We start from the raw sequence: 16,620 nt of genomic DNA, 5'->3' as shown, positions 1-16,620 counted from the left end.
ACTTGCCGATGTTCTCTTAGCGCACAGAGCCAACCGATGCAATTCTTATCCAACCCCCACGGCTGCGAAGGCTGGGCCGGTGAAATGGCCCAGCGGATCCGCGCATTCGATTGGTCGGGCACCGACCTGGGCCCCATTGACCGCTGGTCCACCAGCCTGGCGTGTACCGTACAGATGATGCTGGCCTCGCCCGTGCCCATGGTGATGTTGTGGGGGCGCCTGGGGCACATGATCTACAACGACAGTTACTCGGCCTTTGCCGGCGGGCGCCATCCGTACCTGCTGGGCACGCCGGTGGAGCTGGGCTGGCCGGAAGTGGCCGAGTTCAACCGGCAGGTGATGGACACCTGCCTGGCCGGGGGCACCCTGTCATTCAATAACAAGGACCTGGTGCTGTTGCGCAACGGCCAGCCGGAAACCGTGTGGCTGGACCTCTACTACAGCCCGGTGGCCGGCGACGATCAACAACCGGCCGGCGTGCTGGCGATTGTGGTGGAGACCACCGAACTGGTGAAATCCGAACAAGTACGCCGGGAACTCACGCACAACCTCGAACAACGGGTGGCCGCCGAAGTGCAGGCGCGCTCTGCGGCCGAGGACCAGTTGCGCCAGTCGCAGAAACTCGAAGCCATCGGCGGCCTCACCGGCGGCGTGGCCCACGACTTCAATAACCTGCTGCAAGTGATCGCCGGCAACCTGCACCTGCTGGCCCGCCAGGAACCGAACAACGCCCAGGTGCAGCGGCGTGTCACCGCCGCCATTGCGGCGGTGGAGCGTGGGGCCAAGCTGTCGTCGCAACTGCTGGCGTTCGCCCGGCGTCAACCGCTGTCGCCGGCGGTGTACAACCCGCAACGCATTTACGCGGGGCTTGGCGAGTTGCTGCAACGGGCGTTGGGCGAAACCATCCATATCGACGTGCAGATGCCCCAGGATGCCTGGTTTATCAATGTCGACCGCAACCAACTGGAGAACGCGCTGCTCAACCTGGCAATCAATGCCCGCGATGCCATGAAGGGCGAGGGGGTGATCCGCATCTCCGGCGAAAACATCATCCTCAACCCGGACGATTGCGCGGGCAAAAGCATCAAGCCCGGCGAGTATGTGCGCCTGGAGGTGGCCGATACCGGCGTCGGCATGTCCGAGAGCACTCTCAAGCGCGCCTTTGAACCCTTCTTCACCACCAAGCGTGAAGGCCATGGCACTGGCCTGGGCCTGAGCATGGTGTTCGGCTTTGTGCGCCAGAGTGGCGGGCATGTGGAAATGTGGAGCGAGGAGGGCAAGGGCTCGGTGGTGCAGATGTATTTCCCCCACAGCCTGGAACCGGAAAGCCTCGATGTGCATATGGACCAGGTGCAGCCCAGCGGTGGCCAGGAAACCATCCTGGTGGTCGAGGACAATGAAGGTGTGCGCCTGACCGTCGTGGAATTGCTCGAACAGTCCGGCTACACCGTGCTCACCGCCGAAGACGGCGACCAGGCCATGTCGAAATTGCAGGCAGGCTCGCCACCGGATCTGATCTTCACCGATGTGGTCATGCCCGGCCGCGTCAAAAGCACCGACCTGGCCGACTGGGCCCGCCAGCAGACACCTGCCGTGCCGGTGCTGTTCACCTCCGGCCACACCCGTGACATTCTCTCCAGCAATCACCTGCTGAGCCCCGATATTCATCTGCTGAGCAAACCCTACAGCCCCGAAGCGCTGACGCAACGGGTGCGCAGCGTGCTCACCGCCCGACAAGGTTGTCCATGACTTCACAGCGCAATATTCCTCCGATCACTGCCCAACCCGCCGGCTTTGTCCGCGTGCGCGGCGCCCGCGAACACAACCTGCGCAACGTCGACGTGGATATTCCCCGCGATGCCCTGGTGGTGTTCACCGGGGTGTCGGGTTCCGGCAAATCGTCCCTGGCGTTTTCCACGGTGTATGCCGAGGCCCAGCGCCGCTATTTCGAGTCGGTGGCGCCCTATGCGCGGCGGTTGATCGACCAGGTCGGCGTGCCGGACGTGGACAGCATCGAGGGCCTGCCGCCTGCCGTGGCCCTGCAACAGCAGCGCGGCACGCCGAGTGCGCGTTCGTCGGTGGGCAGCGTGACCACGTTATCGAGTTTGATCCGCATGCTGTACTCCCGCGCCGGCAGTTATCCGAAGGGGCAGGCGATGCTGTACGCCGAAGACTTTTCGCCGAACCTGCCCCAGGGTGCATGCCCGCAGTGTCATGGCCTGGGGCGCGTGTATGAAGTGACCGAGGCGTTGATGGTGCCCGATCCTTCCCTGACCATTCGCCAGCGTGCGGTGGCGTCCTGGCCGTTGGCGTGGCAGGGGCAGAACCAGCGCGATATCCTGGTGACCCTGGGCTATGACGTGGATATCCCCTGGCGCGACCTGCCGAAAAAGCAGCGTGACTGGATCCTGTTCACCGAAGAAACCCCCACCGTCCCGGTGTACGCCGGCTTCACCCCGGAACAGACCCGCGATGCGTTGAAGCGCAAGCTGGAGCCGAGCTACCAGGGCACCTTTATCGGCGCACGGCGCTACATCCTGCACACCTTCAGCCATACCCAGAGCGCACTGATGAAAAAGCGCGTGTCGCAGTTCATGCAGGGCAGCGCCTGCCCGCTGTGCGACGGCAAGCGCCTGACCCAGGCGGCGCTGTCGGTGAAGTTTGCCGGGGTGGACATCGGTGAGTTGTCGCAACTGTCGTTGACGCAGTTGGCCGAGTTGCTGCGACCGGTGGCGGCGGGGCAGGACAAGATGAAGCTGTCGGTGGAGAAGCGCCTGGCCGCGCAGCGCATCGCCCAGGACTTGCTGGAGCGGGTCAGTACCTTGACCGAACTGGGCCTGGGTTACCTGTCCCTGGAGCGCAGCACGCCGACCCTGTCCTCCGGCGAGTTGCAGCGACTGCGGCTGGCAACGCAATTGGGCTCGCAGTTGTTTGGTGTGATCTACGTGCTGGACGAGCCCTCGGCGGGCCTGCACCCGGCGGACGGCGAAGCGTTGTTCACTGCCCTCGACCGCTTGAAGGCGGCCGGCAATTCATTGTTTGTGGTGGAGCATGACCTGGAAACCATGCGCCGCGCCGACTGGCTGATCGACGTCGGCCCGGCGGCCGGTGAACACGGCGGGCAGGTGCTGTACAGCGGCCCGCCGGCGGGGCTGGCGCAGGTGGCGGCGTCGCAGACCCGTGAGTACCTGTTCGCGCAAAAGCGCGTGTCGACTCAGGTGCGCCGTGAAGCCACCGGCTGGCTGCAACTGGAAGGTGTGACGCGCAATAATCTCAAGGGCCTTGACGTGGATTTCCCATTGGGCTGCTTCACGGCGGTCACCGGGATTTCTGGCTCGGGCAAGTCCAGCCTGGTCAGCCAGGCACTGCTGGAGCTGGTGGGCGCCGGCCTTGGGCGTGTGATGGAAAACGACGAAGAACCAAGCCTGGAAGACGACGCCCCGCAAACCAGCGGGGGCCACATCCGCGCCGGGCTGGAGCACATCCGCCGCCTGGTGCAGGTCGACCAGAAACCCATCGGCCGCACCCCGCGCTCCAACCTGGCGACCTACACCGGGCTGTTCGACAACGTGCGCAAGCTGTTCGCGGCCACCCCGGCGGCGAAGCAGCGTCACTTCGATGCCGGGCAGTTCTCCTTCAATGTCGCAAAGGGCCGTTGCCCGAATTGTGAAGGCGAGGGCTTTGTCAGCGTTGAACTGCTGTTCATGCCCAGCGTGTACGCGCCATGCCCGACCTGCCACGGCGCGCGCTACAACCCCGAGACCCTGGCGATCAAATGGCAAGGCTTGAGCATCGCCGAGGTACTGGGGCTGACGGTGGAACAGGCGGTGGAGGTGTTTGCCGAGCAGCCAGCGGTGTTGCGTTCGCTGCAGGTGCTACGGGATATCGGCCTGGGTTACCTGCGCCTGGGGCAACCGGCGACCGAGTTGTCCGGTGGCGAAGCGCAGCGCATCAAACTGGCGACCGAGCTGCAACGCAATGCGCGGGGCGCGACCTTGTATGTGCTGGACGAACCCACCACCGGGTTGCATCCACGGGATGTGGACCGCCTGCTCAGCCAGTTGAACCAACTGGTGGACGCTGGGCATACGGTGGTCGTGGTGGAGCATGAAATGCGCGTGGTGGCGCAGAGTGACTGGGTGATCGATATCGGGCCGGGGGCAGGGGATCTGGGCGGGAAGGTGGTGGCCAGTGGCACGCCGCAGAAGGTTGCCAAAAGCAAGACCAGCCGGACTGCGCCATTCCTGGCCAAAGAACTGAACTAAAAGCGGAAACTTGTGGGAGGGGGCTTGCCCCCGATGACAGTGTGTCAGTCAACTGATATGCGACTGACACACCGCTATCGGGGGCAAGTCGAACCGTCGCACCGCCCCTCCCACATTTCGATCACTGTTGAGTCAGTTGGATCTGCGCTTTCGCCTGCTTCACCACATTCTCCACGGTAAACCCGAACCTCTCCTGCAACTGGGCCAGCGGCGCCGACGCGCCAAAGCTGTTCATCACCACCTTGGCCCCGGTCTGCCCCACATACCGGTCCCAGCCAAGGGGGCCCGCCTGTTCCACCACGACCCGAGCTTTCACCGCCGACGGCAACACGCTGTCGCGGTAGGCCTGGTCCTGGTCCTCAAACAACTCCCAGCTGGGCATGGACACCACCTGCGCGGCAATCCCTTCTTCTTTCAACTGCTCGTACGCCGCCACCGCCAGGCTGACTTCGCTGCCTGTGGCCAGCAGAATCACCTGGGGCGCATCCGCACTTGCCAGCACGTAAGCGCCCCTGGCGGCCCCGGATGCCGGCGCGTACTGCGTACGATCCAGCGTCGGCAGCGGTTGGCGCGACAGCACCACGCAGCTCGGCCGATGGGTCTGTGCCAGCGCCACCTTCCACAGTTCGCGGGTTTCATTCGCGTCACCGGGGCGCAAGGTCAGCAGCCCCGGCGTTGCGCGCAACTGGGTCAGGTGCTCGATCGGCTGGTGGGTCGGCCCATCTTCACCCACGCCAATCGAGTCATGGGTAAACACAAACACCACCGGCAGCTCCATGATTGCCGCCAGGCGGATCGGCGGCTTCATGTAGTCGCTGAACACCAGGAAGGTCGAGGTGTACGGCCGCAGGTAGGACAGCGCCATGCCATTGGCGATGGCGCCCATGGCATGTTCCCGAATGCCGAAGTGCAGGTTGCGCCCGCTGTAGTCCTCGGCGCTGAAACGTCCGGCACCGTCAAAGGTGAGGTTGGTCTTGGTCGACGGTGACAGGTCGGCCGAGCCGCCCAGCAGCCAGGGGATTTGCCGGGCAAACGCATTCAGCACTTCACCTCCGGCGGCGCGGCTGGCCACCCCTTTGGCGTCAGGGTTGAAGTCGGGCAAATCGTCCTGCCAGTGCTCGGGCATTTCTCCGGCACGCATCCGGCGCAGTTCGTCAGCCCGTTCCGGTTCGTATTGCTCAAGCTGCGACAGGCGCTGGTTCCAGGCGTCGTACAAGGGTTGGCTGCGTTCCAGCAGTGCATCGCGCAACACATTGCGGGCTTCGTCGGGCACCAGGAAACTCGAGTCCTGCGGCCAGCCGTAGGCCGCCTTGGTCAAGCGGATTTCTTCGTCGCCCAGTGGCTCGCCATGGGCGGCGGCGGTGTTGTGTTTGTGCGGCGAACCGTAGCCGATCACGCTGTCGACCACAATCAGGGTCGGCGCACCGGTGTTGCTGTGGAAGGTTTCCAGCGCCGTGCCCAGGGCCTGCAAATCGTTGGCGTCGGTCACGTGCAAGGTGTGCCAGCCGTAGGCCTGGAAGCGCTTGATCACGTCCTCGCTGAACGCCAGTTCGGTGTGCCCCTCGATGCTGATGGTGTTGTTGTCATAGATCCAGCACAGCTTGTCCAGTTTCAAATGCCCGGCCATGGATGCCGCTTCGCCGCTGATGCCCTCCATCATGTCGCCGTCGCCGCACAGGGTGTAAACGTTGTAGTCGAACAGGGTTTTTTCTTCGCGGTTGAAGCGCTTGGCCAGCCAACGCTCGGCCATCGCCATGCCGACGCTGTTGGCGCAACCCTGACCCAGCGGGCCGGTGGTGGTCTCCACCCCAGTGGTCATACGGTATTCGGGGTGGCCGGGGGTTTTGGAGCCCGCTTGGCGAAACTGCTGGATATCGTCCAGGCTGACAGCGGCCTGGCCGGTGCGCTTGCCGTCGGCATCCAGTTCCACCACACCGGCCAGGTGCAGCAGCGAATACAGCAACATCGAGGCATGGCCGACGGACAGCACAAACCGATCACGGCTGGGCCAATCGGGATGCTGCGGGTGGTAACGCAAGAAGCGACTCCACAGCGTATAACCCACCGGCGCCAGGCCCATGGGCGTACCCGGATGGCCGGAATTGGCCTTTTGCACGGCATCCATGGCCAGGGTGCGGAGGGTGTTGATGCATTGGGTGTCGACAGCGGTGGCAGCGTGCGTCATGAAACCGGTCTCCCTCGGGTGGCTATCTAGAGTGGAGGGCAGGGCGCCGCAAAGGTTTGATCCAAACGCCCGCGCCGCGACGAACGGGGCTGTATTGACCCCGCGCATGACAAGACCCCTCGCAATGGTCTAGCTTCTAGGGCGTAGGCCATTGATCAACATGCGGAGGTACGCCATGCCAGTGAAACACGACCTGTATGAGGACTTGGGGTTGAGCAAGGAAGTCGTTCACGAACGCAGGGCGAGCGACAAACGCCTGGACTCGCTGCTCACGCAGTACGACGACGCTGACAAAGAGGTGCTGAAGGCGGAGTCGGCAAGTGCCAGCGACGAGGATGTGGAGAAGCTGAAGAAGAAACGCTTGTTGATCAAAGATGAGATTGTGGTGAAGTTGGGCTGATCACGATCGAGACTCCTTGTAGGAGCAAGCGTGCTCCTACAAGGTTATGGACATATTTTATCTACCCGGCTTTAGGCCAGTCACGGCGCATCTTCAGTAAACCGGGTTGATTCAAGCTTTTTGCTTTTTTTACGACGTTGTTGCCCACCTAGCAGTAAGGTAGTACTTGCAAAAAAGAGACCCATAAAACAGACCCCTGCAACAACAATCAACGTAGACGAGAAACCATATCTATCCAGCAGCCCGCCGAAGACAGTGTAGGAGATACCGATGATGATCGAATTGACTAGATTGGCGACGGAGAGGCAGGAGGCTCGAATGCGTGACTCTATGTTTTCATTGATGTAGGTCTCGTAGGCAGTTTCATAGATAGCGGGGAGTGACATGATTAAAATAAATACTGCGACTGAAGAGAGTGTTCCGGTATTCAAGGATAGGGTGAAGAGCAGTGCGGTGACAATGAGGGTGGTGGTGACGGCTATCACCCCAAGCGTGAATCTGGAGCAAATATATCCTGCAACCATAAACATGGCAGCCGATATGATTTCAACGGCGGCATAAATGCCGGCAATAACAGGTATTTCTAGACCCTGCTGGGAGAAGAATGGCTGGCCGTAGATGAAAAGAGGAATGGTTGAGAGTTCAAATAGAGCATATCCAACAAAGAGAGGTATCAGAAAAGCACCTCTGTTGGAGCTGAAAAATTTGATGAGTGAAGTAAAGCTACCCTCTGTGGTTTTCACATTTAATGCGTTTGCTTTATTGGTGCCCAGTGAAATGGGTGGATGCTTGATTTCGGGGTTGAATACTACAATTATGGCGCCGATAAGTTTTGATGCCGCAAAAAAAATATAGACTCCATTCCAAGATAAAGTGTCTTGTATGACGCCGCCAAGAAGCATGGATAAGCTCAGTGATATCGCACCAATAGCACGGGCGCGTGACAATATTTTAGGATACTCATCAGCCCGATGTTCTGCCAGTAAGTTGTCATACAGCAATGCTCTGTCTGAACCAGATCCCATGGCAATGCTGGCACCGAATAGGCAGAATATGATTGCGAAGGGAACAAAAGATGAAAATAGCAAAAATCCAATTCCACTTATACACAAGCCTAAAAAGCTGATGATAAGCGTGCACTTGCGACCATATCGATCTGCGAGTAAACCAGAGGGGATTTCCAGCGCGACTGAAGAAAAAAACAAGAACGACTGTAGAATGCCTACCTCTCCCTGGGTGATGCCGAGTTGCAGTAGGTAAAGTACAAATAAGCTTCTCTGGACGTCCAGATTCATGAAGACAGACAAAGCGTAATATAAGTTGTCGTTCTTGTTTTTGATAGGTTTAAGCATGCTTGTTGAGTGTCTGTTTTGGGGGGGCGGGAAGGAGGCTGATCGTTCCTGAATGGCACTCAGTAAAAGCCATGTTGCCAGCATTGAGCAAATGTAGGACTTCCTAAATGCGTGTAGTATTTTTCTGTTGGGTTTAATGTGGGTTGTTCTTTTTGGTGTATTTTTGCATTGCACGCATGATAAGCGCCGTGGGGCTTATGTCTGGAGGTTTAGAGCACATGCGCGTTACCTTGCAACTATTATGTTTTTTGAGTCGCTATTTCATAGATCATGAGCACTATCAGCACGGCTACCGTGAATGAGTACAGCAGCAACCCGCTCATCGAGATCGGTTGCTTGTACACATACACAGCGATCAAAAACTGCGTGATGGGCAATACGAATTGAAATAAGGCTGCCTGGGAAAGCGGGATTCTGCCGATGGCGTAGGCAAACATTATCAAGGGCACGACCGATATTACGCCTGCCAGGGGAAGCAGCCACTGAGCCTGAGTTGACATGGGATCTGGCCAGGCAAGGCTCCATCCAAGCAGCGCAACAGCGAGCACGATGGCGAGTGTTAAAAACAGAGTCTCGACGAACAAGCCCTCTACCGCATTCAATGGCGTGGCTTTTTTGATGCAGGTGTAACTCCCCCAAGTGACGGCGATCAGCACGTAAATCCAGTGGTTGAGCTCGCTGCTGGTTAGCGCCAGCAGCAAGGCTGCGGCCATGATAGTCAGCATTGAAACAGTCTGTGCAGGCCTGAGCTTCTCGCGGTAGAAAAAGACGCCCATCGTTATCGATAAAAACGGGGCAAGCAAATAGCCGAAGCCACTTTCAAGCACATGGCCGTGCAGGGATGCCCATATGAAGGTTCCCCAGTTAACGGCTACCAAAAAAGAAGCAGTGCAGTGCAGGCCTAACGTGCGGATATTGAGCTTTACGAGCTTACGAAAGCCTTGGCCAAACCCAATGATCACAGCCAGTGCGAGCAGGGATAGCAGGACCCTGTAGGCAACCAGAACCTGGGGCGTAAGTTCGTTCAGCTCTCGCCAGTACAGCGACGATACTCCAAGGAAAATGAAGGCTTGGTCATAGCTGCCGCACGCAGGGGAACCTGCTGCAGCATCGTTGTTTTATTGCGCAGTGAACAGGCACGTTCGCCCCGTTCACATTTTTTCAGAATTGACTGAAAGACATCATCCCACTCACTGCCTATGATGCCCACCGCCCACCCGGCTCTGGGGACTGTTGCAGCGCAAGGATTGCGCTGGTGAGCCGGGTGGGTACTTCAGTTCATGCCAGCAGCGCCTGGGTGCATTCATCGATGGAGCGCTGCTGCGTCTCGCCATACAGTTTCAATTCATCAATCGTCCGCCGGCCCAGTGCCTGTTCGAATTCGGCCTGGTTCGAGTTGGCCGCGTAGTGACTCTGCGCCGCATCCCCCAGGTTCGACTGGAAAATCCCCGCCGCGCTCACCGGCAGAAAATCTTCATACACCAACGGTTCCACGTCGATGTGGCCGGCGGCGATCAGTGCCTCCAGGGTGCGTGGTTGATCGGCGCTGCCGCGTGCCGCCAGGCCTTGTTCGGTGGGGAAGTAGCGGTAGTAGGCCAGGCCCTGCTCGCGCATCTGGGCATGGTTGTCCGGGAAGGCCTGGAAGTGTTGTTCCATCAATTCGACATAGCGTGCAGCGTTGCCCTCGTTGGGGAAGGCGCCCAGTGCGTCGCGGGCGGCGTTCAGCAGTTGGTCGTAGAGCGCGCGGCCTTTGGGCGTCAACGCCACGCCGCGTTGTTCGATTTCGCCGAAGCGTGCGCTGTGGCTGCCTTGGGCGTCGGTGAAGGCGATGGGTTCATCCAGGGCCTTGAAGCTGGTCTGGCGCAGCAGGATCGGGCAGTGGCGGCGCGGTGGGCCTTCGATCACGGCCTTGGGCGTGATGCCTTTGCCGGGCATGGCGGCCTGGACCTGGTCGATGTCCAGGGTGCGTGGGGTCAGGTGGTTGATGTGAGGCCCTTTGAAGGCGACCACGTCGGCGATCAGGCGGTGCTGGTCGCTCAGTTGCTGGTACTGGGCGGCGGTGACGGTGGCGGTGTGGTGCCAGCGGAAGGTTTCCAGGGCCTGGCGGATGAATTCGTCGGCATCCTGGGCGTTGAGGCCGCCATCTTTTTCGGCTTGTTCAATCAGCGCCAGGGCGCCGGGGGTGAAGATCGAGCGCTTGGCCAGGGCCGACTCGGCGAAAGCGCGCAGGTCGGGGTTTTCGATCAGTTCCAGGCGCAGCAATGAGGTGAACACCCGAAACGGGCTGGTCTGCAGCGCCTGTTCATGCACGGCGCGAAACGCGGTGGAGTGCACGGGCACGCCGGCCGGGGTCAGGTCGTAGTAGCCCACCGGCTGCATGCCCATCACCGCGAACAGGCGGCGGATGGTGGCCAGCTCGGTGGCGGTGCCCAGGCGGATCGCGCCGTGGCGTTCCATGTCCAGGCGCTGGATTTCGCCGGTGCGTTGCAGCTGTTGCGCCAGCTGCGGTTGGGTGTCGAGTACGTGGGCATTGGTCTCGGCCACCAGCTCCATCAGCGCGCCATACAACGGAACTTCATCTCGGTACATGTCGGACATGGCCTTGGAAAAGCCCTTGCGGATCTCGTCGGGGCTGACCTGTGCGGTGCTGTGCATAGAAAAATTCCTGATGGCGGGGGCGAGGATGGTGGCCTTTTGCTGGATTTTGTTGAGCGCAAGGCCGCCTTGCAAACGAAGATTCCTCAGGACTTCATTCTGCAAATGAATGAGATGACGTGAATATGACAAAAAGCGGCCCGTGTGAAATTTCATTTTCGGGCGATTTTCCTAACTAATTCTTCACGAAGTCCGCCCCGGCCGGCGTGAAAGAATCGTCACGTTTGCAAGGATGAAAACGCCGTTACGCACATCGCACACATAAAAATATGTTTAGGGGCCGTCGTTAATGAAAATTTCTACACTGGCGTTGTCGATCACCGCCGCCGTTCTTGCACAACAGGCTTACGCCGATGATTTCGGGCTCGGCTCGCTGGGCACTGGCAACGGTCACAGCGGCTTCCTTGAAGACAGCCATGCGTCCGTCAGTTCGCGGACCATGTACTACAGCGCGGACAACCGCTCGGGGACCAACAACGATTTGCGCGAAACCGCCACAGCGCTGCGGTTTGACTACAAATCCGGTTTTACCCAGGGCACCGTTGGCCTGGGTTTTGACGTCATGGCCTTCGGCGCGCTGCGCCTGGACGGTGGCGACGGCCACACGGCGGGCGCGGGCCTGGCGGGTAACGGCAATAGTTTCTTCCCGACCAAGAACAACGGCACTGAACCGGCCGATTCCTTCGGGCGCGCCGCTGGCAATGTGAAGTTCCGTATTTCCCAGACCGAGTTGCACGTCGGTGGCGGACTGGCACCGGTCCTGCCGATCCTGGTGTCCAACGACAGCCGCGTAGCACCGCAGACCTTTGATGGCGGCATCCTGACCTCCAACGACATTCCCAACGTCACCTTCACCGGTGGTGAGCTGAACCGCGTTGAAGGCCGTGCCTCCAGCAACTCCACACGCCTGAGCGTGGCCGGTGGTACTCGCGACAGCGACAGCTTCAAGTTCGGCGGCGTGGACTACAAGCCGTTTGGGTCTTCCGACAACGTGATCGCGAAAAACCTGACGTTGCAGTACTACTATGCCCAACTGCAAGACTTCTACAAACAGAACTACGTCGGCCTGGTCCATACCCTGCCGCTGGGCAATGACCAGTCGTTCAAGACCGACCTGCGCTACTTCGACAGCCGCAGCGACGGCAAGAACGGCGAAAGCGGCTACCAATTCAACAACAACGGTGGCTACGCCAAACACGCCGGCGAAGTCGACAACAAAACCTACAGTGCGGCCTTCACCTACCAACTGGGCGGCAGCAGCTTGATGCTCGGCCACATTGGCGTAGGTGACGACGGCGGTTTCGTCTGGGTCAACCAGGGCAGCCTCGCCGACCCGCACGCCCAAGGCGCTGGCGGCAGCGACTTCTACCTGTTCACCGACGCAGTGGTCGGCCAGTTCTCCCGTGCCGGTGAGCAGGTCAACTTTGGCCAGTACACCTATGACTTCAAGGCCTATGTGCCTGGCCTGAAGGCGTCCGTGGCCTACCTGGACGGTTCGGACATCAAGTCGAAGGTCGCCGGTGGCCCGGACCAGAAAGAGAACGAAGCCGACTTCCGCCTGGACTACGTGGTGCAGGCAGGTCCCCTGAAAGGCTTCGGTACCACGTTCCGTACCGGCACCTATCACGGCAAGAACACCGGCACCGCCGACCAGGACCAGACCCGCCTGATCTTCAACTACACCTACGCCATCTTCTAAGTCTTCATGTGCACCCGGGCGTCATTGGGCTCTACACTGCCTCTCACCTGGTAGGTGATGGAGGACCCGATGACGGCCACACCCGACACCCGAATGCTTGATACAACCGAAGGCCAGCGCCTGGCGCAGCAGGATGCCGAGCGTTGGCGCGAGTGGGGTCCCTATCTGAGCGAACGCCAATGGGGCACGGTGCGCGAAGACTACAGCGCCGACGGCGACGCCTGGGCCTATTTCCCCCATGAACATGCACGCAGCCGCGCCTACCGCTGGGGCGAGGATGGCCTGGCCGGTTTCAGTGACAAGGCGCAACGCTGGTGCCTGGGCCTGGCCCTGTGGAACGAGCGTGACGCGATCCTCAAGGAACGCCTGTTTGGCCTCGACAACGCCGAGGGCAACCACGGTGAAGACGTCAAGGAACTGTACTTTTTCGTCGACGGCGTACCGAGCCATGCCTACATGCGCATGCTCTACAAATACCCCCATGCTGCCTTTCCCTACGCCGACCTGATCAGCGAAAACGCCCGCCGTGGTCTGGCCGATGCCGAGTACGAGATCCTCGACACCGGCGTGTTCGAAGACAACCGCTACTGCGATGTCAGCGTCGAGTACGCCAAGCACCAGCCTGACGATCTCTTCATGCGCGTCACCGTGCACAACCGTTCGGACCAGCCGACGCGGCTGCAGGTGTTGCCGCAACTGTGGGCGCGCAATGACTGGAGCTGGACCTTCGACGTGCCCAAGCCGCAGTTGATGTTGGACGGGGAGCAGGTGCTGGCACGCCATCCGGAACTGCCGGACCGTCATCTCGGCGCCTGGGGCCAGGACGGGCTGGAGTGGCTGTTCTGCGAGAACGAAACCAACTACCCCAGGCTGGATGGGCAGCCTGCACCGGGGCCGTTCAAGGATGGGATCAACGATTACGTGGTCGAGGGTGTTCACTCGGCAATTCGGCGTGACAGCGGTACCAAAGTCGCGGCGCGTTTCGTCGTCGAACTGGCCGGGATGGAAAGTAAAACGCTCTACCTGCGCTTTGCCCCTGTCGACGCGCCACAGGTCAACGCGCGCAAGCTGTTCGAACAACGCCGCCAGGAAGCGGATGACTTCTACGCCGCCCTGCAACGTGGCATGGCCGACGACGATGCGCGCAATGTGCAGCGTCAGGCACTGGCCGGGTTGCTGTGGTCCAAGCAGCTGTACTATTTCGACGTCAACCAATGGCTCGACGGCGACCCCGCACAACCCGCGCCGCCCCCCGAGCGCCTGCATATCCGCAATACCCATTGGCGCCACCTGTCCAACTTCGACATTCTCTCGATGCCCGACACGTGGGAATACCCGTGGTATGCCTCGTGGGACCAGGGCTTCCAGGCGGTGGCCATGGCGCTGATCGATCCGGGGTATGCCAAGCAACAGCTGTTGCTGCTGGTGAAGGACCGCTTCATGCACCCCAACGGCCAATTGCCGGCCTACGAATGGCGGTTTGACGATGCCAACCCGCCGGTGCATGCCTGGGCCAGTTGGCGGGTGTATCAGCAGGACAAGGCGCTCAACGGCGTAGGCGATATGGATTTCCTCGAGCGGATTTTCCACAAGCTGCTGCTGAATTTTTCCTGGTGGGTCAACCGCAAGGACGCCGAGGGGCGCAACCTGTTCCAGGGTGGTTTCCTGGGGCTGGACAATATCGCCTTGTTCGACCGCTCCGCTGCACTGCCGCCGGGGTATCAGCTGGATCAGGCGGACGGCACGGCATGGGTCGCGGCCTATGCGCTGGACCTGATGCGCATCGGCCTGGAGCTGGCCAAGCGCAATGCGGTGTATGTCGACATCTCGGTGAAGTTCTTCGAGCACTTCCTGTACATCGCCGGCGCCATCAACCGTGTCGACGACAGCGCCGAAGGCCTGTGGGATGAGCAGGACCTGTTCTTCTACGACGTACTGCACCGCCCCGATGGCCAGAACGAGCCGGTGCGCCTGCGTTCGATGGTTGGGCTGATGCCGCTGTTTGCCGTGCTGGTACTGGAGCAGCACGAACATGAGGGCCTGGAGGGCTTGCGCGAGCGTCTGCTGGGGTTCATGAAACATCGGCCGGACCTGGCCAAGCTGGTTTCACGCTGGAACGAACCGGGGCAGGGCAATCGCCTGTTGCTGGCGCTGCTGCGCGGTGAGCGGACCAAAGACCTGTTGCGGCGCATGCTCGATGAACATGAGTTCCTGTCGACGTTTGGTGTGCGCTCCTTGTCCAAGGCATTCGCCGAGCAACCGCTGGCGTTGAAGATGAATGGCAACACCCTCAGTGCGCGTTACCAGCCGGGTGAATCCGACTCGCGGCTGTACGGTGGCAACTCCAACTGGCGCGGGCCGTTGTGGATGCCGGTGAACTACATGTTGATCGAGTCGCTGCGCGAATTTCACCGCTACTACGCTGACAACTTCTCGGTGGAGTACCCGGCGGGCAGCGGTTATCTGGCGTCCCTGGAGGAAGTGGCCGACAGCCTGAGCCAGCGCCTGACGCGGTTGTTCCTGAGGGATGAAAACGGCTCGCGGCCGTCGATGGTGGAGTATGCGCAGTTGGAGGCGGACCCGCAGAACCGTGAGCTGGTGCTGTTCCATGAGTACTTTCATGGCGAGACCGGGCGGGGGCTGGGGGCTTCGCATCAAACCGGGTGGAGTGCGTTGGTGGCGTTGTTGCTGCAACCAAAAATCTAAGTAGCGCCGCAGAAAAAATGTGGGAGCGGGCTTGCTCGCGAAAGCGGAGTGTCCGTCAATGCACCTGGCACTGATACACCGCATTCGCGAGCAAGCCCGCTCCCACAGGGATTCAGGGTCGCCCGTGAATCAGGAAGGGAACAGCTCGCTCAGCTTCATGGCCAGCATCATGTCGCCTTCGGTGCGCAGCTTGCCGCCCATGAAGGCCTGCATGCCGTCGGTGGAGCCGTCGACAATACCTTCCAGGGTTTCGCTGTCCATGACCAGGGTCACCTGGGCGTCCGGGTTTTCGCCTTCCTGCAGTTCACAGGTCTTGTCTTTGACGACCAGGGAGAAGTTCTTGGTGTCATCGATACGGAAACCGAATACCAGGTCCAAGCCTTCGGCAGCACTTGGGTTGAATTTGGCTTTCATTGCTTCTACAGCTTTGGCTACGTCAGTCATGGTTTCGATCCTTTTGGGTAGAGTCCAGTGACCTTGGGGTCACGGTTGGCCGCAGTTCATCGGAAGGTGATGAGCTGCGGCGCCTTCAACAGTTGCAAGTGGGTATGGCTGTTGAAGGAAGCCAGTGCCACCTCGCGCCCGCGGAATTTCAGCTGGTTGAGCGAGGTGTTAACAATTTGCCAGTTCAGTTCGAACGCCTGCGCGGCGGGCATCCGGGTGATCAGGTGGAGCAGGGCGGTGATGGTGCCGCCGGAGGTGAACACCGCGATCTTCTGGGTGTTGTCCGCCGCTTCAAGGATGCGTTGCAGGCCGCCTTGCACACGTTCCACGAAGCCCAGCCAGCTTTCGAGCCCCGGAGGGTCATAGGTGCCGGACAGCCAGCGCTCGATGATCAGGGCGAAGATGCGCTGGAACTCGCTGCGGTTCTGCGCGGCATTGCGCAGGATCTCCAGGGCTTCGGGTTCGGTGGTGAGCAGGTCGGGGAGCAGGGCGCGGATGATCGCGTCGGCATCGAATTCGTTGAACGCACTGTCGGTTTCCAGCGCTGGTACCGGCAGGCCGAGGGCGTGGTACTGATCGAAGGCGGCAGTGGCGGTGTGCTGCTGGCGGCGCAGGTCGCCGGCCACGCAGCGGTCGAACACCAGGCCCATGTCCGCCAGGTGGCGACCGAGCACTTGCGCCTGCTCCACGCCGACGGGCGACAGCACGTCATAGTCGTCTGCACCGAAGGAGGCCTGGCCATGTCGAATCAGATAGATGCTGCCCACGTCCGTTTTCCCGGTACGTTGAAAGTCTGGCGAGGTTATGAGGATGCCTGCGAGCTGTCAATGAAAAAACATACGCTTGTTTTAAAAGCTCGTTGGAGCCTGTACTTGCTGGCGGTTTGATCACTGGCCCGAACGCGGTGCCGCCGG

Annotated in this window: 11 protein-coding genes; 5 read left to right on the top strand and 6 right to left on the bottom strand. The window is 60.5% G+C overall.

Annotated features, from left to right (window positions below):
* The first annotated feature begins 36 nt into the window (after positions 1 to 36).
* The gene (locus tag NL123_RS18160) at positions 37 to 1,749 is read left to right on the top strand and encodes an ATP-binding protein (RefSeq protein ID WP_494355982.1); all 1,713 of its coding nucleotides are present in this window, start codon (positions 37 to 39) and stop codon (positions 1,747 to 1,749) included.
* Positions 1,746 to 4,265, top strand: coding sequence for an excinuclease ABC subunit UvrA (gene uvrA / locus NL123_RS18155; protein WP_494355981.1), 2,520 nt, complete (start codon positions 1,746 to 1,748; stop codon positions 4,263 to 4,265). The genes NL123_RS18160 and uvrA overlap by 4 nt, the downstream gene beginning before the upstream one ends.
* Before the next feature lie 121 nt (positions 4,266 to 4,386).
* Here the strand turns inward: uvrA and tkt are convergent, their stop codons facing one another.
* Entirely contained in the window at positions 4,387 to 6,450 is a 2,064-nt protein-coding gene (gene tkt / locus NL123_RS18150) for a transketolase (protein WP_494355980.1), read from the bottom strand.
* Between the two features lie 175 nt (positions 6,451 to 6,625).
* On the opposite strand from tkt, the gene NL123_RS18145 reads away from it, so the two are divergent.
* Positions 6,626 to 6,850 (top strand): DUF465 domain-containing protein, encoded by a 225-nt coding sequence (locus tag NL123_RS18145; protein ID WP_494355979.1) that lies wholly within the window; start codon positions 6,626 to 6,628, stop codon positions 6,848 to 6,850.
* Between the two features lie 80 nt (positions 6,851 to 6,930).
* On the opposite strand, the gene NL123_RS18140 is transcribed toward NL123_RS18145, so the two are convergent.
* The 3 genes from NL123_RS18140 to hglS form a co-directional block, all read right to left on the bottom strand.
* Positions 6,931 to 8,202, bottom strand: a complete 1,272-nt coding sequence (locus NL123_RS18140; RefSeq protein WP_494355978.1) for an MFS transporter — start codon at positions 8,200 to 8,202, stop codon at positions 6,931 to 6,933.
* A 239-nt stretch (positions 8,203 to 8,441) separates the two neighbouring features.
* Positions 8,442 to 9,164, bottom strand: a complete 723-nt coding sequence (locus NL123_RS18135; RefSeq protein ID WP_494355977.1) for an EamA family transporter — start codon at positions 9,162 to 9,164, stop codon at positions 8,442 to 8,444.
* A gap of 316 nt (positions 9,165 to 9,480) precedes the next feature.
* Positions 9,481 to 10,857, bottom strand: a complete 1,377-nt coding sequence (gene hglS, locus NL123_RS18130) for a 2-oxoadipate dioxygenase/decarboxylase HglS (protein WP_494355976.1) — start codon at positions 10,855 to 10,857, stop codon at positions 9,481 to 9,483.
* A 289-nt stretch (positions 10,858 to 11,146) separates the two neighbouring features.
* Here hglS and NL123_RS18125 point away from each other — a divergent pair, with 289 nt between their 5' ends.
* Together NL123_RS18125 and NL123_RS18120 are read left to right on the top strand one after the other, a co-directional pair.
* The gene (locus NL123_RS18125; RefSeq protein WP_494355975.1) at positions 11,147 to 12,556 is read left to right on the top strand and encodes an OprD family outer membrane porin; all 1,410 of its coding nucleotides are present in this window, start codon (positions 11,147 to 11,149) and stop codon (positions 12,554 to 12,556) included.
* A 69-nt stretch (positions 12,557 to 12,625) separates the two neighbouring features.
* Entirely contained in the window at positions 12,626 to 15,262 is a 2,637-nt protein-coding gene (locus tag NL123_RS18120) for an MGH1-like glycoside hydrolase domain-containing protein (protein ID WP_494355974.1), read from the top strand.
* A 129-nt stretch (positions 15,263 to 15,391) separates the two neighbouring features.
* Here NL123_RS18120 and NL123_RS18115 read toward each other — a convergent pair whose 3' ends face one another.
* Positions 15,392 to 15,706, bottom strand: coding sequence for an SCP2 sterol-binding domain-containing protein (locus tag NL123_RS18115; RefSeq protein WP_005788868.1), 315 nt, complete (start codon positions 15,704 to 15,706; stop codon positions 15,392 to 15,394).
* A gap of 56 nt (positions 15,707 to 15,762) precedes the next feature.
* The gene (locus tag NL123_RS18110; protein WP_494355973.1) at positions 15,763 to 16,473 is read right to left on the bottom strand and encodes a histidine phosphatase family protein; all 711 of its coding nucleotides are present in this window, start codon (positions 16,471 to 16,473) and stop codon (positions 15,763 to 15,765) included.
* Positions 16,474 to 16,620: the final 147 nt, after the last annotated feature.

Source organism: Pseudomonas sp. FBCC-B1565, assembly GCF_059133265.1.
This window is presented reverse-complemented; position numbering and strand designations above follow the sequence as displayed.